Source organism: Candidatus Microthrix subdominans (assembly GCA_016719385.1).
Classification (GTDB): domain Bacteria; phylum Actinomycetota; class Acidimicrobiia; order Acidimicrobiales; family Microtrichaceae; genus Microthrix; species Microthrix subdominans.
Genome location: JADJZA010000007.1, coordinates 714,565 through 733,192 on the forward strand (window position 1 = coordinate 714,565; position 18,628 = coordinate 733,192).

Here is an 18,628-nt window from a genome sequence, read left to right on the forward strand (position 1 = left end):
GGGGGGCACGGTACGAAGGGGACGGACCGTTGTCAGCGGGTCGCGAGACCCCCGAGGATCCACCAATGCGACGCGTGCAAAGCGTCACACTGGACAGAAATGTCGGCGGAAGAACCCATATGTCCCTCAATACCCGCTATCGTTACAGAACCGTAACCAAACCGAGGGTTTTGTCACGCTTACGTGACGTTTCGGCCCTCACGACCGGCTTATGCCAATCGCCGGTCCCATGTCCGCCCCCCGTTCACTCTCCCCCCCCTCGAGGTGTGATGCGTTCGTTTCCCCCCCGACCTGACCTGGCTGACGCCCGCAGGCGAGCCCCCGGCCTGATGGCCGCTTGGGCGGCCGTGGCCGTGACGCTCATCTCCGGCGTGACCTCGGCGTCGATCCCGGCCGGGGCCGCCCCGTCTCGAACCGATTACGCCTCGGAGGCCAAGCGGCTGGCCGGGGAGCGAGAGCAGGTTCGGGCTCAGCGGGCGTCGAAGGCGTCCCAGATCGACGCGCTGGCGGCTGATGACGACAAGGTCTCGGCGGCCCTGAACGACCTCAACCAGAACGTCAGCTCCCAGCAGGACCTGTTGTTGGAGGCCCAGAAGGGTGTGCAGGATTCCCAGCGTCAGGCCAAGGAGGCCGAGAAGCGGGCCACCGACGCCGAAACCAAGCTGGGCAAGCTACGCGACGGTTTGGCCGATCGTGCCGCCAAGGCATTCGTCACCATGCCGGGCCAGAGCTTTGGTGCGGCCTCGGAGGATACCGGGCCCACCCAGCTGATGACCCGCCGCACCTACCTCAACCTGGTAGCCGGCAACGATCGAACCCAGGTCGAAGACCTGCGCGCCACCGAGCAGGACCTGAGTGCCGCCCGCGCCAGCGCCGCGTCGGCATCGGAGCGGGCGAAGAACCGGCGGGCCGAGGTGTCCTCGCGGCTGGGCAGGCTCCAGGCGGCTCAGGCGGAGCAGCTCGACTTTCAGGAGGAGGTGGCCAACCGCATCGCTTCGGCCTCCGCCGAGGCGGAAGGGCTGGCCGCACAGGATGAGAAGCTCTCGACCGAGTTGGTCAAGCAGCAGCTGGCGTTGACAGCGCAGCTGAAGAAGGCCGAGGAAGATCGCAAGGCCAAGATCGCTGCGCTGCAGCAGGCCAAGCTGAAACAAGCGGCCGATCTGCAGGCCGCAGCCGAGGCTCAGCGCGCCGCAGCGGCCCAGGCCTCCTCGGGTGGCGGTGGCGGTGGCGGTGGAGGCGGCGGTAGCTCGGCGCCTTCGGGAGGCGGCGGCGCGCCGGTGGGTATCAGCGGCAGCGGCAGCATCGTCAGCGTCGGTGGCATCCGGGTGCACAGCTCGATCGCCGGCAACCTTTCCAACATGCTCGGTGCGGCGCAAGCTGCCGGCCTCAACCTCGGCGGCGGCGGGTTCCGCGACCCGTCCGATCAGGTCCGTGTTCGCCGCAGCAACTGCGGTTCGTCCAGCTACTCGATCTACCAGGCCCCGGCGTCGTCGTGCAGCCCACCGACCGCTCGTCCGGGTTCATCCCAGCACGAGCAGGGCCTGGCCATCGACTTCACGATGGGCGGCTCGGCGCTGAGCTCTGGAAGCTCCGCATACAACTGGCTGAAGGCCAACGCCGCCCAATACGGGTTCCACAATCTCCCCGGTGAACCCTGGCACTGGTCTACCAGTGGGCGGTAGGCCGCTGTAGCTGGGGAGGGTGCGCAGTGGCGACTTGTCAGGTCGAGAGCGTCAGCGGGTTTCGGATACCACCCGTGAGGTGTCCGGTCGGCGACCACATCGTGGACGTCTCGCCGGCAGGCTCAGCATTGGGGCCGGCGCGTGTGGCGCGCTGATCGGACGGAGTGCCACCGGGACGTCATGGGGATCGGTCAGTTGGCGGTGGTCGAGGCCACGGCCTCGGCGAAGCGCTCCTCGGCCGGTGGACCGTCGGCGGGCATGGTGAGCAGCTCCACACCGGTCTCGGTGACCACCATCGTGTGCTCGAACTGGGCCGTGCGCTGGCCGCTGACGGTGAGGGCCGTCCAGTCGTCGTCCCACATCCACACCTCGGCCGGGCCCACCGTGATCATCGGCTCGATCGTGAACGTCATGCCAGGCTCGAGCACGGTGGTCGCCCGCGGGTCGAAGTAGTGGGGGATCTGCAGGCTGGTGTGGAATTGGTCGCCGATGCCGTGGCCGATGAACTCCCGCACGATGCCGAACCGGCCGCCGTGGCGATCGACCTCGGCCTCGATTGCCCTACCGATGTCCTGAACCCTGGCGCCAGGGGCGACCGCTCCGATGCCGGCGTGCATTGCGGCGCGGGTGACCCGCACCAGTCGTCGGCTCTCCTCGTCGACGTCGCCGACCAACACGGTGCAGCTGGTGTCGCCGTGGACCCCATCGTGAAACACGGTGATGTCGATGTTGATGATGTCGCCGTCGGTGAGGCGCCGGCTGTCGGGGATGCCGTGGCAGATGACCTCGTTGACCGAGGTGCACAGTGACTTGGGAAAGCCCCGATAGTTGAGCGGGCTGGGGTAGCTGTCGCGTGCGACGGCTGCCTCGTGACCGATCCGATCGAGCTCGTCGGTGGTGATGCCCACCTCGACGGCGGCACAGACCTCGTTGAGCACCTCGGCGGCCAAGCGGCCCGACACCCTCATGCGAGCCAGCTCGTCCTCGGTTCGCACCGCACGGCTGGTGCGCGACGACGGTTCGCCGTCGAGGGCGTACTCGGGGCGGCCGATGCCGGTTGGAACGGAGCGGCGGGGGCTGATCAGCCCGGCTTCGATCGGGCCGGAGGGCGGAGGGGTGGAGATGCGTCGCACGCGACGTCGCTTGCGTTTCACCATCTCCTCAGTGTGTCACGCGACGCCTCGAGCGTCGTCTCGGGCGAGGGGCCTCGCCCGGCGTCGATCGCATGGCGCCACGGCCCAGCCGCTGGGGACGGTCAGTCGCCGCTGGAGGCGCCGGCGGTCGACTTGGCCGGTGACTTCGAGGCGGAGTCACCCGAGCCCGAGCTCGAACCGGAGGAGCCCGAATCCGAGGAGCTCGAATCCGAGGAGCCCGAGGAGTCGGAACCGGAGGACTCGGATTTCTTCTGCTTGGCCGAGTCGGTGCTCGACGAGGTCGATGTCGACGACGAGCCGGAGCCACCGCTTCTGCTGTCGGTCTTGTAGAACCCGGAGCCCTTGAACGAGATGCCGGGGGTGGAGAAGATCTTGCGCAGGCTGCCCTTGCAGTGGGGGCACTCGGTCAGCGCATCGTCGGTGAAGGCCTGGCGCACTTCCAACGCCTCGCCGCAGTCCCGGCATCGGTATTCATAGATTGGCATCAGGACTCCAAGAAGTGGTTGGCACTCGTCAACGTCGAGTGCCAACGATACCGGGCGCAGGATCGTTTCCCAAAGCGGCCCCGTAGGCTACGGACCATGAATCCCGATGTCGTGAACAGCTCCGATGGAACACCACCGCCCAGCGCCGCCAAACGCGTGACCAAGGCCGTGATCCCGGCGGCCGGTTTGGGCACGCGCTTTCTTCCCGCCACCAAGGCACAGCCCAAGGAGATGTTGCCGGTTGTCGATCGGCCGGCCATCCAATACGTGGTCGAGGAGGCGGTGGCCGCCGGCATCGACGACATTTTGATCATCACCGGTCGCAACAAGCGCAGCCTGGAGGACCACTTCGACCGCAACTTCGAACTGGAGTATCTCCTCGAGTCGAAGGGGAAGATGGAGGAGCTGAGCGAGGTGGTCGAGCTTGCCGACCTCGCCGACATCCACTTTGTGCGCCAGGGTGAACCCCTCGGCCTGGGCCACGCCGTGTCGGTCGCCCGCAAGCACATCGGCGACAACCCGTTCGTTGTCATGCTCGGCGACGACATCATGACGCATCGACCCCCGCTGATCTCCGAAATGATGGACCTGCACGGGCGAACCGGTGGCTCGGTCATCGCGTTGAAAGAGGTCCCTCACGAGGAGATCTCGCTGTACGGCTGCGCCGAGCCCGGCGACCGCGTCGGCGACGTCGTCGAGTTTCGGGGCGTGGTCGAGAAACCGGCGCCCGAGGATGCCCCGTCCAACCTGGCGGTCGTCGGCCGTTACCTGTTCACCCCCCGGATCTTCGAGTTTCTCGAGGACGCACAACCGGGTGTCGGGGGCGAGATCCAGCTGACCGATGCGATGGACAAGCTGTTGGCGGTCGAGCCGATGCACGGCCTGATCTTCGAATCGGGGCGCTACGACATCGGCCAGAAGATCGACTTCCTGCGGGCCACGGTCGAGATGACCCTCGAGCGGGACGATCTCGGCCCGGAGTTCGCCTCGTTTCTCGCCCGGTTGGTTGCCGAGCGGGGCCTGACGTGACCCCACTCGACGAGGCGCGCTCGTTCGTTGTTGGCCTGGGGTCGAAGCTCGGGAGCGTCGAGGTGCCCGTCGCCGACGCCGACGGCCTGGTGCTCGCCGAGGACGTGGTCGCAACAGAACCCGTCCCCGGCGACGACAACGCGGCGATGGACGGCTGGGGCCTGCGATCGGCCGATGCCACCGAACCGGGCGCGACCCTGCGGGTCGTCGGACGCCAGATGGCCGGCCTGGCCGACCCGGGCCTGACGGTCGGCCCAGGCGAGGCGGTGCGCATCATGACCGGGGCGCCCATTCCGGCCGGGGTCGATGCGGTGGAGATGGTGGAGCGGACCTCGGTGAGCGACGGAAACGACCGGAACGAAGCGGTCACCTTTGAGCTCTCCGTGCCGGTCGGGCAGTTCATCCGACGGGCCGGCGAGGATGTGTCGCCCGGCCAGCGTGTGCTGCCCGCCGGGACCCGGCTCACCCCCGCCGCCATCGGGGTGGCGGTCTCGGTCGGCCGTCGGCGGGTGACGGTCGTCCGACGCCCCCGGGTCGGTGTCGTGTCGACCGGCGACGAGCTGGTGACCGAGGACCGGCCGCTGCGGACGGGCGAGCTGCGCGACTCGAACCGCCCGGGGTTGTTGGCAGCGGTGGCCCGGATGGGCGCGGAGGCGGTCGATCTGGGACGGGTGCCCGACGACGAGGCGTTGATCGAGGCAGCACTGCTGCGAGGGGCCGAGGACTGCGACCTCGTCCTCAGCTCCGGCGGGGTGTCGATGGGGGATGCCGACCTGGTCAAGGTGATCCTCGCTCGACTCGGCGACATGCGCTGGATGCAGGTGGCGATCAAGCCGGCCAAGCCACTGGCCGCCGGCACGGTTGGATCGACCCCGGTGGTGGGCCTGCCGGGCAACCCGGTGTCGTCGCACGTGTCCTTCATGTTGTTCGCCGCCCCGTTGATCGCCCGCTTGGCCGGTCGAAACGATCCGATCCTGCGGCTGCGGGCGACGCTGGTCGACGGGCTGGCCGGTCGACCGGCCGCCGAGGTGAATGGCCGGGTGGACGAGCGCACCCACTTCACCAGGGTGCTGGTCGAGTCGGACGATGAGGGCGTCTGGACCGCCCGGTCGGCGGGAGGGCAGGGCAGCCATCAACTGTCGACGATGGCGCTGGCCAATGGACTGGCGACCCAACCGGGCGGGGTGGCGATCGAGCCCGGCGCCGAGGCGACCATCCTGATGTTGCCGTGAGGAAGCGAGCCGGGAACTCCGGCATAGGGTGGACGCCGTGCAACAGCTGAGCGACACCTTCGGGCGGGTCCACCGCGACCTGCGTATCTCGGTGACCGATCGCTGCAACTTTCGCTGTACCTACTGCATGCCCGCCGAAGGGATGGAGTGGTTGCCTCGCGGTGAGGTGCTGAGCTTCGAGGAGATCGAGCGCCTGGCGTCGCTGCTCGTCCAGCGCTACGGGTTTGACTCGATCCGGTTGACCGGCGGCGAGCCGACCGTGCGGGCCCACCTGCCCCGGTTGGTCGAACGGCTGTCCCGCCTCGGCGTCGACCTGTCGCTGACGACCAACGGCGCCACCCTGTCGCTGCTCGCATCGGCGCTGGCCGACGCCGGACTGGCCCGGATCAACGTCTCGCTCGACACGCTGCGCAGCGACCGCTTTGTGGAGATGACCCGCCGCGATTCCTTCGACGCCGTGATCGATGGCATCCGATCGGCCAAGTTGGCGGGGCTCGACCCGGTGAAGATCAACGTGGTGGCGATGGCGGGCGTCAACGACGACGAGCTGGTCGATTTCGCCCGGTTCGGTCGTACCGAGGGGGTGGAGGTGCGGTTCATCGAGTTCATGCCCCTCGACGCTGATGGGGCATGGCAGCGCTCGGCGGTGCTCAGCCAGGCCGACATCGTTGCGCGTATCGACGAGGTGTACCCGTTGGTGGCGATCCCGAAGGGCAACGCTCCGGCCGAGCGCTTTGCGTTCGCCGACGGTGGGGGAGCACCGGGGGGTACCCACATCGGGGTGATCGCCTCGGTCACCCAGCCGTTCTGCGCCACGTGCGACCGAGTGCGCCTCACCGCTGATGGCAAGCTGCGCAACTGCTTGTTCTCGGCCGACGAAACCGACCTTCGAGCGCTGCTGCGCGCCGGCGCCGGCGACGATGAAGTGGCGGCGGCGATCGAGGGGTGCGTCGAGGACAAACGCGCCGGCCATGCGATTGGCCAGGTCAACTTCATCCGGCCGAGTCGATCGATGAGTCAGATCGGCGGGTAACGGCCTGGTACACGACCCTGACGGGCTGAGTATCCTCGCCGCCATGGTCGAACAGCCGCTGACCCACCTCGACCCGTTGGGGCGAGCCCGCATGGTTGACGTCACCCAGAAGGAGGTCTCCGCCCGCCGGGCCACCGCCCGTGGGCGGGTGCTGATGACCCCCGAGACGACCGCGCTGATCGCCCGGGGTGAGGTGTCGAAGGGCGACGTGCTGGCGGTGGCGCGCGTGGCGGGGATCCAGGCGGCGAAGCGGACGAGCGACCTCATCCCGCTGTGCCACCCGGTGGGGATCGGCGGGATCCTGATCAACTTCCGCATCGACGACGCCTGGGTCGAGGTCGAAGCTCGGGTGGAGACCGTCGACCGCACCGGCGTCGAAATGGAAGCGTTAACCGCCGTCTCGGTCGCCTGTTTGACGATCTATGACATGTGTAAATCGGTCGACAGGGCGATGACGCTGGGCGAGATCACCTTGTGGGAGAAGACCGGGGGTCGCTCCGGTGCGTACCGTCGCCAGGGCGACGAGGTTGGCGAGGGGCGCGATGGACCGGGCTCCAGCGGCTCCGCGACCTTTGACCGATGAGAATTTCACGCGTGTAGTTACGTCATCTTCTCGTCACGTTGCGTGGCGGAACCCGCCGGGTCCAAGCGGCGAGCGCATCCGTTTCGTCACCGGCCGAGGCCCTGGTTGCGGGGCATACGCGCGCTGAACGCCCCGAATTCTGAATGAGGTATCCGGTGAAAGTGCCCAGTGTGGGCAAGGAATCTGGGTCGATGTGACCGGTGTCTATGCCAGAGGTCGGCTCATGGCATGTGTGCCCGACTACCCGTAGCCACCCGTATGGCGTACGTGTTACAGTTCGTGGTCGTAAAGCAATGATCCAGATGCCCTGCGAGGCCGGGTCACCCTCCGACACCCCCCGAATGGTGCCGGTATCCACCAACCAGCGCGCCACGGTTTCTACCGTGGACAGAGTCCAGGAGTACATGGATCACGTGAGGAACCCTACGGTGCTGGTGTTGTTGGGATTGGCTGTGGTGTGGGCACTCGTGCTCACCCCGGATCTGGTGCGCATGTATCGCCAGACCACGTCGCGCCGTCCCACCGGTCTGCGGAGCGTGACCCAGCCGGTCTCACGCCGGTCGTCCTCGGGCACCATGGGCGGTTTTGCTTCGCCGTCGACGCGATCCAGCGGTTCGGCCCTGACATCGATGAGCCGAACCCAGGCCCAGCAGCGGCGGTCGATGGTGTTGTTCGCATTGCTCGTGTTGTGCGTGCTCACCCTGATGGGTGGCGTGCTGATGGGCGGCTCGGTGTGGGGCGTCCACTTGGCTCTCGACGCCGCCCTGGTCGGCTACGTCTACCTGCTCGCCACCCGCGCCAGTAACGCTCGGGCCTCCAATGCTCAGCGCGCCTCACGCACCGTTCGCCGCCAAGCCGACCAGCAGCGCCCTTCCTACCTGCAGCGACCGGCCGCCCCCGCCCCGATCATGGGTGCCGTCGGAGAGGTGTTCTATCTCGACGACGCCCGGCCTGGTAACGCGGTGGCCGGCTACGTCGACGAGGCCTACCCCGCCGAGCCGGCCGCCTACTACGAGGACGAGTACGCCCCGGTGGCCAACTACGAGGACTACGTCGTCGAGGCGGCCTACTACGACGAGGCCCCTGTCGCTGACGGCTATAACGAGGAGTGGGCAGAGCCGCACCAGCAACTGCCCCGCTCGGTTGGCTGGTAACCACTCCACGACGCATCCCGCTCGGTGCACGAGGGTGGGCTGAAGGTGGTCCGGGCACTGGTCAAGAAGCAGCCTTGAGCCCCTTCGCCGATGGGCGTCGATGCTGTGGGGGCCGATAGTATTGCTGTCCCATCCATGGGGGTGTAGCTCAGTTGGCTAGAGCGCATCGTTCGCAACGATGAGGTCGTGGGTTCGATTCCCATCACCTCCACCATGGCGTTGACCCACTGTGAGCGGGTCGACGCGCAACGGCCCCCAAACACCTGAGTGTTCGGGGGCCGTGACGCGTGTGCGATGCGCCTGCAAGCGGCGCAGCGATCAGGCGGTGGTGAACAGGTTGGGGGCGCGGCCCCGGCTGGCGTGGTTGGGGTCGGCACCCAGCGACTTCACCTTGTTGGACGCCACCAGTTCGTCGACGACCTTTCGCACGGTGCCGATGCTGGCGCCGGTCGTCGACTCAATGTCGTTGTAGGTCCACTCTCCGGATCGACCGAGTACGTGGGTCGACACCGTGGCCGCATTGACCCGCTGGGAACGAACCGTAGGAGCCTTGGTGCTCTTGGCGGCTCTCACATCAAATCCGGCGAGGGACAGCACCTCGGAAGGAACCCCCTGGCGCCGAAACGCGCCGGCGGTGATGTGCTCCGAGTCGGCGAACGCCTTGGCGACCGAAATGAACGATTGAGCGATCGCTTCGCCGTCGGTGCTCTGCGCCCGATCGAGTTCTGATTCCAAGCGAAGTCGCTCGATCTGGTCGTCGGTGCTGCTCAATTGCTCCTGTATTTCGTTGACGCGATCGTGATCGATCACCGAAGACGGGTCGCCGAGGTAGTTGAGGTACCGACGTACCACATCCTCGGGGTTGGATGATTCTGAATTCAATTTCTTTGGAGCCATGCAATCACTCTACGTGCAAGCACCAGAAAATGCATCCTCAACGGTCGTTGGCCGTTGATCACGCACGCAGACTCCGACCTGGGCTATTCATACATCGAGCCGGGTCGTGGGCTTGGACGACATCCGCCACTCGTCAGTGGGGCTGTGGTTGACTAACGAGCGCTAGGTACGCGGGCGGAACCGCACCACAGAGAGGCGCGCGCCCGTGCTGTTTCCCACCATGAGCTTCGCACTGTTTTTTGTCGTGGTGCTGGGAGTCGCCTGGCGGCTCAACGACCGCCCCCAGGCCTGGAAGCTCTTTATGCTGGGGGCCAGCTACGTCTTCTATGGGGCATGGGACTGGCGCTTTCTCGGCCTGATCATCGGCTCCAGCCTGATCAACGCGTTGGTGGCCAAAGCGATGGAGCCCCGATACGGCGCGGCGCGACGGGCCTGGCTGGTGGTTGGGTTGGCCGCCAACCTGGGCACGTTGGGCTACTTCAAGTACTACGAGTTCTTCAGCGAGTCCCTGGTGCGGATGTTGTCGCCCTTCGGTTTGGAGCCGCACGGGCTGGTCAAATCGGTGGCGCTGCCGGTGGCGATCAGCTTCTTTACGTTCCAGGGGATCAGCTACATCGTCGATGTGTTCAGGGGCGACGAGCGCACCTTTTCGGTACTCGACGTCAGCTTGTATCTGGCGTTCTTTCCGCAGCTGGTGGCGGGCCCGATCGTTCGTACCAGCGAGTTCATGCCGGAGTTGCACCATCGACGAAACCCCGATGGTATCGATGTGGCCCGGGCGGTTCGGCTGATCGGCCGTGGACTGATCAAGAAGGTGGTCATCGCCTCCTTCATGGCCGAACTGGTCGATCCGGTGTTTGCTGCGCCTGGCGGATACACGGCCTTTACCGTTTTTGTGGCCATCCTCGCCTACGCCATCCAGATCTACGCCGACTTCTCGGGCTACACCGACATCGCCATCGGCATCGCTTTGCTGTTGGGGTTTCACTTTCCCGACAACTTCGATCGTCCGTATGCGGCGAGCAGCATTCAGGACTTCTGGCGTCGCTGGCACATGACGTTGTCGCGCTGGCTGCTCGATTACCTCTACATCCCACTCGGCGGAAACCAGGGGGGAGCTGCCCGCCACTACCGCAACCTGATCCTGACGATGGCCCTGGGCGGGCTCTGGCACGGGGCCAGCGGCACCTTCCTGGCGTGGGGGCTCTACCAGGGCGTTGGTTTGGCGGTGGAACGCTGGATGAGCGACCGGCGCAAGGCCGGCGCTCCGGTTTCGGCCGGCATCCGCTCGGCCTGGTTGGAGCGACGTCTTGCGGTCAAGTCGCTGGCCTCCCACAACTCCAACCTCACTGCCACGGACGGCGGGGGCCTGAGCGCCGAGGTCGACGAAGGGCAGGCCGTCGCCGGCTCCGGACGCTTTCAGGCCAGCTACGAGACGGCCGGCATGTCGCTGGACCACCTTCGGGAGGCCGCCCGAGCAGACGTCGACCACTCCGAGCGGGACCGCTTCGTCGGCGAACCAGGCGATGATGATCCGTCACCGGCGGCAGCGGGCAACCGCTGGTTCCGCCGCCGCCCGACCGGGGAGATTCCCTTCGACGACGAATGGAAACGGCTGCGGGCCGATCTTGAGGACTCTCGGCCGACCCACTCCGGCTGGCCGCTGGCGGTCAAGCGCGTCTTGGTGTTTGCGTTCGTCTGTGTCGGCTGGGTGTTCTTCCGTTCCCCGTCCCTGGGGGACGGTTTTGCGGTGCTCGCTCGTCTGATCACCGGCTGGACCGGCGGTCAGTCGCTGGTGACACCCTTGGCGCTGCTCGTCATCGCCGGGGCGCTCGCCGCCCAGTACCTACCCTCCAAGGTGGGCGACACGCTCGAGGTGGGCTTCTCGCGTTGGACACCGCTGGCCCAGGCGGTCGGCTTTGGGATGCTGCTGGCGTTGATCGACGTACTCGGCCCTCAAGGTGTTGCGCCGTTCATCTACTTCCAGTTCTGAAAGCGGCCGTCGCTCGAAGGCGGGCGTGGCAACAGGACAGCGCTTTCGGTTACGTGACGGTCGGCGCCGGCCGAGGATCGGCAAAGATGGGGTGATGGCACGCATCGCTCAGCCCCTTCGAACGACCGAATCCCCCGACGACGGCAGAGGCCGATGACCAGGCTCGGGGATTGGTGGCGGGCCCGCAACGAACCGCCCGAGTTTCCCGTCGAGTGGCGCCGGGTGCTGGAGACCTGCCTGGCTCCGTGGGGCGCGCTGAGCGCCGACGAACGGGAACGGCTGGAGCAGCTGGCATTGCAGCTGATCATCAACAAGCGCTGGGAGGCCACCGCCGGGCTGACGATCACCGACGAGATGCAGGTGGTGATCGCCGGGCACGCCGCGCTGCTGGTACTGGAGCTGGGTCTGGAGGCCTACGGCAAGGTTGGATCGATTTTGGTGGCACCACACGAGGTGCGCGTGACCGGCCGAGAGTTCAGCTTCGTGCCAGGCATGTTGAGCGACGGTCCGGTCACCCTGTCGGGGGAGACGAGCGAGCGGGGCCCGGTGATGATCACTTGGAATTCGGCGAGCCGGGAGGCCCGACACCCCGAGCACGGCCACAATGTGGTGTACCACGAGTTCGCCCACAAGCTCGACCTGCTCGACGGTGTGGTCGACGGCACACCGCCGCTGTCGGACCCGTCGATGGTTGAGCGCTGGGTCAAGGTGTTCACCGCCGAGTACGAGGCGGTCGGACGAGGGGAGGGGTCGCACCTGCTGAGGTCCTACGCCTCGGTCAACCCGGGCGAGTTCTTCGCAGTGGTCACCGAGGTCTTCTTCACCCGCGGCGCCGAGCTGGCGGCCGATCGCCCCGACCTGTACGGCCTGCTGCGCGACTTTTATCGTCAAGATCCGGCCGGTCGGGTGCGCGGGCGAACCGTGAACGTTTAGTGTCTGGCGACACGTCGTATCCAGGGGGGTCCCCTTCCCCGGCGTCGTGGTGCGGGAGGACGCTCAGGTGGCCCAGATAGAACTGCTCGATCAGGTAGCAGCACCGCTGCTGATGGAAGGGGTGTTCGCCGGTGGCGACCCAGGGCCCATCGCCGCTGCGCTGGCCCAGGTTCCGGAGGTCGCCCGAGTGGCGCTTCCCTATATCGGGGCCTCTTTGGGGGCGGGCAGCACCGGCGCCCGCCTGAAGGAGCTGGCCGTTCTCAGGACCTCCGCTTTGCTGTCGTGCCGTTACTGCGTGGCCGCTCATACCACCGTGGCGCTCGACATCGGTCTGAGCGACGCCGAGGTGCGGGCGCTGCGTGGCGAGACCCCGTGGGTGGACGCCTACGACGACCCGGCTGAGCTGGCACTCCTGGCCTGGATCGACGAGGTGGCCGGCGGGCGGGGTGCGGTGGCGGCCGACATCACGGCGGACGTGAAGGAACACTTCGAGGACTACGAGCTGGTCGAGCTGGCCAACACGATTGGGGTGACGATGATGCTCAACCGATTCTGCACAGCGCTCGACCTACCGGTGAGCGACGAGACGCTGGCGCGCCTGAGCGCCGAAAGCTTCAAGGTGGACCTGTGAGCACGGCGGTCAGCATCGACAGTCGCACCCACGACGGCACCGAACCGGCCGCCGAACACCTGCCGGGGTCGGTCGGCGCCGCCATCGAGTCGGGTGTGCTGCCCGACCGCGTTTGGGTGTACTCCAACTACCACTGCAACCTGGAGTGCGCGTACTGCCTCACCGAGTCGGCGCCGCGCTCGAAGCGGCGCATCATCGGTCCCGAACACATGGTGGCGATCGCCGAGCAGGCCGCTGCGCTGGGCTTTCGGGCGGTGGGCGTCACCGGGGGAGAGCCGTTCATGCGTCGCGACATGGTCGCGGTCGTCACGGCCATGGCGGAGCACCTTCCCGTGACCGTGCTGACCAACGGCACGCTGTTCGGTGGCGACCGACTCGACATGCTCGACCCGCTGCTGGGCAAGCGGGTCAGGTTTCAGATCTCCCTCGACTCGCCCGACGCCGTATCCAACGACGAAATGCGCGGACCGCTCAACTACGCCAAGGTGGTCGAGGCGGTGCCGCGCATGGTGCAGCGGGGGCACACAGTGCGCATCGCCACCACCATCGAAGAGGGTCAGATGACGCCCGACGATCGCAGCCGACTGTGTGCCATGCACCGCGGCTGGGGCATCACCGACGACGATCACCTCGTCCGGCCGATCATCACCAGCGGCCGGGCCGAGGACACCGGGATGGGGGTGCGATTCGAGCGTGATCAGCTGCCGGCCGAGCTGACGATTGCCGATCACGGAGCGTTCTGGTCGCCGTTTGGTCCGACCATTCACAACGGGCGCACCGACACCCACCTGCTCATCACCCGAACCACGCTCCCGCTGGAGGTGCCGGCGCAGGCGCTGTTAGGGCTGGTGGAAGGCCGCCCACCCGGAGCCGATGCCAGCATCGGCATCCGTTGAGCGTGACCCAACACGCCGACCGGTCGGTCGGCCCTGCCCCTCACTGCTCTCCCGTCCATTCCGGCGATGGTGCCGCTCTCTCGCCGTCATCGCCGCCACCGTCGGTCCGAAAAGCGAATATCCGCCTCATCGCTCGGCGGGTTTGCCCACCAACCCGGTCGGGTAAGGACCGGACATGAACTCAGCGTCACTGCAGGAGCGCACGAGCGCCGTTGTCGGGCGGACCGACGAGCTGTCCGCTCGCTGGGCGCCCGCTGTGCTGCGTTGGACCGCAGCGCTGTTGTGGCTCTCCAACCTGTCTTGGAAGGTGCCTACGGCGTTTGGCAAGGCCGCAGGGAAGTGCAGCGGCCTGTGCGGCTACGTCGACAAGGGAGCGGAGTTCCGGGTGATCCCCGGCAGCCCGTGGGTCTTCGAGCACCTCATCGGGCCCAACTTGAGCATCTTCGGCTGGTTGACGCTCTTCATCGAGGCCACCCTGGTGGCGTTGTTGCTTTCTGGCCGCTACCTGCGTATCGCCGCGGTGCTGGGTTTCGTGCAGGCCGGCGCCATCGGACTTGCCGTCGCCAACGCCGACGGTGAGTGGTACTGGAGCTACCTGTTGATGATGGCGTTGCACGTGGCGATCCTGGCGCTGGCACCTCAAACTCGGCCTGTGCGCGCTGCGGCGTTCGGCTGGGTGCTCGCCGGGTACGGTGCCCTGGTGGCGATCGGCCACATCGGTGCCCCGTTCGCCGGCGACAGCAACGGCACCTGGTGGGGGCCCTTTGCGGAGAGCAACGATGTGCCTGGCGACTTCGCCCGCAACGTTTTCGCCGGTTCGATTCTGCTCGGCCTGATCCTGGTGGTGTTGGGCGTGGCGATGGCGCTGATCATCCCCAAGCTGAACGAGGCGGTGCTGGTGCCGGCCGGGTGGACGGTCGTCGTGATCTCCGCTCTGCTGTTGGTGACCTTCCGGGCCGATGGGCTGATCCTCGGCATGGGGTCGAAGGCCAGCACCGCTGCCGTGTTGGCGGCGGCCGGCCTGACCCTTGTCGGCGGCGGTTCGTCACGCCGCCACGGCGTTACCGCTTGATCAGGTAGGCCAGATCCGGGTGGTCGTGCAGGTAGTTCGCAGCGAAGGGACAGACCGGAACGACGGTGAGTTGCCGGTCGACCACGTCGGCGATCACACCCTCCATCAGCTTCGAACCCAGACCCCGGTTGCGAAGCGACCGTTCGGTTTCGACATGAGGGATCGTGATCTCATCGTCGCGGAGCGAGTAGTCGGCGTGCCCCACGACCACCCCGTCCTGGAGTAGCTCGTAGCGGCCGAGATCCGCTCGGTTTCGGACCTCAAGGTCGCCGATGTCCGCCTCGCTGTCGCTCACAGTGCCTTGCTGATCGCTATCGCTCACGGTGTCCCCCGAAATCATCGTCGATGTGTCGGTTCGACCCTAGCCAAACCACTCCGGCTCACGTCCCGGTGGCCACTTGATGTTGCAGCCCATCGACGGCAATTGTTCGGTCGGCCCCGGGACGCCGTCGAACAGGGCGTTGACCGCCGCCCGGAGCTCGCCGCCGGTCACCGGGGTGTCGGTGCCGGGGCGGCTGGCGTCGAAGCGGCCCCGGTACACGAGCGTTCGTTCGCCGTCGAAGAGGAAGAAGTCCGGCGTGCAGGCGGAGCGAAAAGCGGTGGCCACCTCGGCGCCCTCGTCGACGAGGTACGGGAAGTCCCATCCGAACGACCGGGCGGTGGGCGCCATCTTTTCCCGGGCGTCAGCCGGGTACGCCTCGGCATCGTTCGGGTTGAGGCCGACGACGGCCAGACCCCGGGACGCCCACCGCTGGGTGAGCAGCCCGAGTTCCCGGCCGAGGTGCACGACGAACGGGCAGTGGTTGCACAGGAACACGACGAGCAGGCCGGGTGCCCCTGCGGCCGACGCTGTGTCCCACCGGGAACCGTCCGGTGCGGCCGCCTCGAACTCGGGAAGCGCGGTGCCCAACGGGATCATGGTCGACAGGGTTCTGCTCATGGCCGAATTCAGCCTACGCTGAGGGTTATGGCCGATTCTGCTTCTCCGTCTATTGCCGAGGTGATGACCACCGAGGTGATCACCGTCGACCGTTCTCAGGCGTTGTCGGAGGTCTATGACCTGTTCGAGTCTCGGAGCATCCATCACCTGCCCGTGTTGGACGGTCAGCGGCCGGTCGGCATGGTGTCGGCCACCGACGTGCTGCGCCTGGTGTACGACATCGAGGATCCCTCCGACCGGATGATGCGATCGATGTTGGATCATCAGTTCAACATCGATGATGCGATGACCGTTGAACTGGACACGTTGGGCGTCGACGCCACCGTCCACGATGCCGCCGATCGTCTGTCCGGAGGCGACTACCACTCGGTGGTCGTCGTCGACGCCGTCGGACACCTGGCGGGGATCGTCACGTCGACCGACCTGATCCGGTACCTGCGCGACATCACCTGATCCGGCCTGGGCCGGTGCGCCGCTCGCCAGACCTGAGGGGTATCCCCGGTCTGGCGGCGTCACCCTCCTAACCTCACCAATGGAGTTCGGATGACCCCCGCAGCTGCGGGCGGTCGAACGATCACGCGAACGGCAACCGCTTGACGGCGGTCACGCCGACAGCGACGCCAACTGTGAGGACTCCATGGCCATCCCCACCCGACCACGACGTCCAGCTCGGCGGGGCACGTCGGACTCGTCCGACGGCTACGGCCGGCCGGGGTCGGCGCACGGTCCCGAAGAGTGGGACGATGACGGTGACCGGGTTGCGACGCGTGTGCGTCCAGACGCGCGACGCGGCGAGACACACTCGACACCCACCTTGCGCCGCCGGGTCGGCTCCGACTCCGGCGGCTCTCGCCGTGCCCATGGGGGCTCCCGCCCCGGCGACCGAACCGGTCGCGGCCTGCGGCGGGTGCGCTTGGTCGACGGACGCCCTGGGGGACGCGTGCGGCTGGGGGTTCCGTATCAGTCGGCGTGGCTGAGCTACGTGGTGGCGTTGGTGCTGTTCGTCTTTCTGACGTCCGGCAACATGGTGCGCTCGGTGCGGGCCATGGACATCGGGCCGGTGCGCACGATCACCTTGCCGGTCGTCCAAGGGATTGACCGCGTCTCCAACCTGCTGTCGCTCAACCGGCCCGCTGACGCGTTGGGTTCGGCGCTTGGCCGTGAGGTGGACGACCCGGCTGACCAGCCGGTGGACTTCGACGCCTCCTCCACCGACCGGGAGGACGCAACGCCACCGTTGCGGGAGGTGACGGCCCAGGTACCCCTGGAGGTGCACGTTGCCGGTGACTCGATGGGCCAGTCGCTCGGCCAGCTGACGGAGGCCGCCGGGGTCGACGACCCGACGCTGGACGTCACCTACGAGTACAAGATCTCCTCGGGACTGGCCCGGCCCGACTACTACAACTGGCCCGCCCGCTTTGCCGAGATCGCCAAGGACGTCAAGCCGGAGGCCCTGGTGATGATGATCGGCGGCAACGACGCCCAGGAACTGACCGACGCCGCCGGCAACGTGGTCGCCCGCCCGGCGACCGCCGAGTGGGACCGGGAGTACCGACGCCGAGTCGACGAGCTCTTCGACGGCCTCCGGGCGGACAACCGCCGGCTGTTCTGGGTACTTCAGCCCGACGTCGCGTCATCGAAGCACCAGCGCTCGGTGGACGCGATGAACGCCCAGGTGAGGGCCTCGGCCAAGAGCCGACCCTGGGTGACCCTGGTCGATGCCGGCGCACTGACCGCCGGTGCGGACGGTGGCTACAGCGATTACCTGATGCTCGACGACGGCAGCCGGGTGAGCTGCCGCCAGAGCGACGGCGTGCACCTGACCACCGACTGTACGCAGCTGGTGAGCGCCGCCGCCGTCGCCGATATCGCCGCCACCTGGGAGATCGGCGAACCGGCGGCGCCCGCCGGGACGCCGCTGGACCTCAGCGATGGGCGGGACGCCTCCGGCCCGGGCACCCCGACCACATCGGGCAGCCCGGCCGCCGAGACGAACCCCAATCGCGGCACGGGTGAGGACTGAGGGCCGACGGGGTCGAGCGGTGGGGTGGGCGGCCCGATGTGCTCGTAGCGTGACGGAGCCGACAACCTGTTCGTCGGCTACGGCCCTGCGCTGCCGACGAGCAGGTCGAGGATCGGCTGATGGGCCCAGACGGTCATCAGGGCGCCGGCTGCGAGCGCCGGACCAAACGGGAACGCTTGACGCCGCCCGCTGAGCCCAGTGGCGAAGAGGCCCTGCGCGATGCCGACCACCGAGCCGAGCACGAGGGCCGCCGCAATCAGCGGCCAGGCGAGCCAGCCCAGGTACAGGCCGATCAGCGCGCCGAGACGGACGTCGCCCATGCCCATGCCGCCGGGCGAGATCAGGCTGGTCACCCAGAGGAAGGCGAAGTAGCCGACCGCCCCGATGACAGCGCCGCCCAGTCGGCCGACGTCGCCGGTCCCGGCCGAAACTCCGCCCATCAGGGCCAGGCCGCCGGCCATGCCCACCCATATCACCTGCCGGGGGATCAGCATCGTGCGCAGGTCGATGACCGACGCAACGACCAAGACGACGACGAACAACCCGTAGACCGGCACCGACGCGGTCGGACCGATCGCGAGCGTCGTGATCACTGCCAGCATCGGGATGGCCGCCTGAGGAGCGACCCAGCTCCAGCCTCGCGAGGCGCCGCAGTCGGAGCAGCGCCGACCGGGCCCGAACCACGACCGCAGCGGCGCGACGTCGACCGGCCGCACCTCGGCGCCACAGCGCTCGCAGGCAGCGACGCAGGTGACGGCAAACCCCTCTCCGGCGTCGTCCTCGCAAAAGCGGTGCAGCGGAACCGTGACCGCCCACCCGGCCAACGCCGAGGCGACGAGCACCATCACAACGATCAGCGCCATCCCCCCAGCCTGAGGGTGCGAAGCGCTC

19 protein-coding genes and 1 tRNA gene are annotated in these 18,628 nt (G+C 67.5%); 14 read left to right on the top strand and 6 right to left on the bottom strand.

The annotated features are described in order from the left end of the window. Positions 1-329 precede the first annotated feature (329 nt). Entirely contained in the window at positions 330-1,682 is a 1,353-nt protein-coding gene (locus IPN02_13465) for a D-alanyl-D-alanine carboxypeptidase family protein (GenBank protein ID MBK9297812.1), read from the top strand. Between the two features lie 191 nt (positions 1,683-1,873). On the opposite strand, the gene map is transcribed toward IPN02_13465, so the two are convergent. Further along, on the bottom strand, positions 1,874-2,839 hold the full coding sequence (gene map / locus IPN02_13470) for a type I methionyl aminopeptidase (GenBank protein ID MBK9297813.1): 966 nt from the start codon (positions 2,837-2,839) through the stop codon (positions 1,874-1,876). A 98-nt stretch (positions 2,840-2,937) separates the two neighbouring features. After that, positions 2,938-3,321: an FmdB family transcriptional regulator gene (locus IPN02_13475; GenBank protein MBK9297814.1), complete on the bottom strand. Its 384-nt coding sequence runs from the start codon at positions 3,319-3,321 to the stop codon at positions 2,938-2,940. 96 nt (positions 3,322-3,417) lie between these two features. Between IPN02_13475 and galU the strand changes: the two genes are divergently transcribed. From galU to IPN02_13505, 6 genes are all read left to right on the top strand, one after another. Continuing rightward, positions 3,418-4,350, top strand: coding sequence for a UTP--glucose-1-phosphate uridylyltransferase GalU (gene galU, locus IPN02_13480; protein ID MBK9297815.1), 933 nt, complete (start codon positions 3,418-3,420; stop codon positions 4,348-4,350). Further along, on the top strand, positions 4,347-5,582 hold the full coding sequence (locus IPN02_13485) for a molybdopterin molybdotransferase MoeA (protein ID MBK9297816.1): 1,236 nt from the start codon (positions 4,347-4,349) through the stop codon (positions 5,580-5,582). The genes galU and IPN02_13485 overlap by 4 nt, the downstream gene beginning before the upstream one ends. Positions 5,583-5,619: 37 nt before the next feature. Further along, complete coding sequence (gene moaA, locus IPN02_13490; protein ID MBK9297817.1) at positions 5,620-6,615, top strand: GTP 3',8-cyclase MoaA; 996 nt, start codon at positions 5,620-5,622, stop codon at positions 6,613-6,615. A 43-nt stretch (positions 6,616-6,658) separates the two neighbouring features. Next, on the top strand, positions 6,659-7,198 hold the full coding sequence (gene moaC, locus IPN02_13495; protein ID MBK9297818.1) for a cyclic pyranopterin monophosphate synthase MoaC: 540 nt from the start codon (positions 6,659-6,661) through the stop codon (positions 7,196-7,198). Between the two features lie 413 nt (positions 7,199-7,611). Then, a complete protein-coding gene (locus IPN02_13500) occupies positions 7,612-8,352 on the top strand; it encodes a hypothetical protein (protein ID MBK9297819.1) in 741 nt (246 codons plus the stop codon). A 137-nt stretch (positions 8,353-8,489) separates the two neighbouring features. Next, positions 8,490-8,566 (top strand) — tRNA-Ala (locus IPN02_13505). Positions 8,567-8,670: 104 nt separating this feature from the next. On the opposite strand, the gene IPN02_13510 is transcribed toward IPN02_13505, so the two are convergent. Next, positions 8,671-9,249: a hypothetical protein gene (locus tag IPN02_13510; GenBank protein MBK9297820.1), complete on the bottom strand. Its 579-nt coding sequence runs from the start codon at positions 9,247-9,249 to the stop codon at positions 8,671-8,673. A gap of 205 nt (positions 9,250-9,454) precedes the next feature. Between IPN02_13510 and IPN02_13515 the strand changes: the two genes are divergently transcribed. The 5 genes from IPN02_13515 (at position 9,455) to IPN02_13535 (ending at position 14,774) form a co-directional block, all read left to right on the top strand. Then, positions 9,455-11,242: an MBOAT family protein gene (locus IPN02_13515; GenBank protein ID MBK9297821.1), complete on the top strand. Its 1,788-nt coding sequence runs from the start codon at positions 9,455-9,457 to the stop codon at positions 11,240-11,242. A gap of 153 nt (positions 11,243-11,395) precedes the next feature. Continuing rightward, the gene (locus IPN02_13520) at positions 11,396-12,175 is read left to right on the top strand and encodes a zinc-dependent peptidase (protein MBK9297822.1); all 780 of its coding nucleotides are present in this window, start codon (positions 11,396-11,398) and stop codon (positions 12,173-12,175) included. A 67-nt stretch (positions 12,176-12,242) separates the two neighbouring features. Then, positions 12,243-12,806, top strand: coding sequence for a carboxymuconolactone decarboxylase family protein (locus IPN02_13525; protein MBK9297823.1), 564 nt, complete (start codon positions 12,243-12,245; stop codon positions 12,804-12,806). Beyond that, the gene (locus tag IPN02_13530) at positions 12,803-13,702 is read left to right on the top strand and encodes a radical SAM protein (protein ID MBK9297824.1); all 900 of its coding nucleotides are present in this window, start codon (positions 12,803-12,805) and stop codon (positions 13,700-13,702) included. The genes IPN02_13525 and IPN02_13530 overlap by 4 nt, the downstream gene beginning before the upstream one ends. Before the next feature lie 175 nt (positions 13,703-13,877). After that, on the top strand, positions 13,878-14,774 hold the full coding sequence (locus IPN02_13535) for a hypothetical protein (GenBank protein ID MBK9297825.1): 897 nt from the start codon (positions 13,878-13,880) through the stop codon (positions 14,772-14,774). Here IPN02_13535 and IPN02_13540 read toward each other — a convergent pair. Both IPN02_13540 and IPN02_13545 read right to left on the bottom strand, forming a co-directional pair. Then, positions 14,764-15,069: an N-acetyltransferase gene (locus IPN02_13540; GenBank protein ID MBK9297826.1), complete on the bottom strand. Its 306-nt coding sequence runs from the start codon at positions 15,067-15,069 to the stop codon at positions 14,764-14,766. The two genes, IPN02_13535 and IPN02_13540, sit on opposite strands and share 11 nt — an antisense overlap. A 66-nt stretch (positions 15,070-15,135) precedes the next feature. After that, entirely contained in the window at positions 15,136-15,714 is a 579-nt protein-coding gene (locus IPN02_13545) for a thioredoxin family protein (protein MBK9297827.1), read from the bottom strand. A 27-nt stretch (positions 15,715-15,741) separates the two neighbouring features. On the opposite strand from IPN02_13545, the gene IPN02_13550 reads away from it, so the two are divergent. Together IPN02_13550 and IPN02_13555 are read left to right on the top strand one after the other, a co-directional pair. Next, the gene (locus IPN02_13550; GenBank protein MBK9297828.1) at positions 15,742-16,167 is read left to right on the top strand and encodes a CBS domain-containing protein; all 426 of its coding nucleotides are present in this window, start codon (positions 15,742-15,744) and stop codon (positions 16,165-16,167) included. A 487-nt stretch (positions 16,168-16,654) separates the two neighbouring features. Then, positions 16,655-17,737: a DUF459 domain-containing protein gene (locus IPN02_13555; GenBank protein MBK9297829.1), complete on the top strand. Its 1,083-nt coding sequence runs from the start codon at positions 16,655-16,657 to the stop codon at positions 17,735-17,737. Positions 17,738-17,814: 77 nt separating this feature from the next. Here the strand turns inward: IPN02_13555 and IPN02_13560 are convergent, their stop codons facing one another. Further along, positions 17,815-18,600, bottom strand: a complete 786-nt coding sequence (locus IPN02_13560; protein ID MBK9297830.1) for a prepilin peptidase — start codon at positions 18,598-18,600, stop codon at positions 17,815-17,817. Positions 18,601-18,628 lie beyond the last annotated feature (28 nt).

Bases quoted from the DNA above. Each gene is read 5' to 3' on its own strand.
- IPN02_13465 (MBK9297812.1), top strand. From the start codon at position 330: ATGGCCGCTTGGGCGGCCGTGGCCGTGACGCTCATCTCCGGCGTGACC.
- map (MBK9297813.1), bottom strand. From the start codon at position 2,839: ATGGTGAAACGCAAGCGACGTCGCGTGCGACGCATCTCCACCCCTCCG.
- IPN02_13475 (MBK9297814.1), bottom strand. From the start codon at position 3,321: ATGCCAATCTATGAATACCGATGCCGGGACTGCGGCGAGGCGTTGGAA.
- galU (MBK9297815.1), top strand. From the start codon at position 3,418: ATGAATCCCGATGTCGTGAACAGCTCCGATGGAACACCACCGCCCAGC.
- moaC (MBK9297818.1), top strand. From the start codon at position 6,659: ATGGTCGAACAGCCGCTGACCCACCTCGACCCGTTGGGGCGAGCCCGC.
- IPN02_13510 (MBK9297820.1), bottom strand. From the start codon at position 9,249: ATGGCTCCAAAGAAATTGAATTCAGAATCATCCAACCCCGAGGATGTG.
- IPN02_13520 (MBK9297822.1), top strand. From the start codon at position 11,396: ATGACCAGGCTCGGGGATTGGTGGCGGGCCCGCAACGAACCGCCCGAG.
- IPN02_13535 (MBK9297825.1), top strand. From the start codon at position 13,878: ATGAACTCAGCGTCACTGCAGGAGCGCACGAGCGCCGTTGTCGGGCGG.
- IPN02_13545 (MBK9297827.1), bottom strand. From the start codon at position 15,714: ATGAGCAGAACCCTGTCGACCATGATCCCGTTGGGCACCGCGCTTCCC.
- IPN02_13550 (MBK9297828.1), top strand. From the start codon at position 15,742: ATGGCCGATTCTGCTTCTCCGTCTATTGCCGAGGTGATGACCACCGAG.
- IPN02_13560 (MBK9297830.1), bottom strand. From the start codon at position 18,600: ATGGCGCTGATCGTTGTGATGGTGCTCGTCGCCTCGGCGTTGGCCGGG.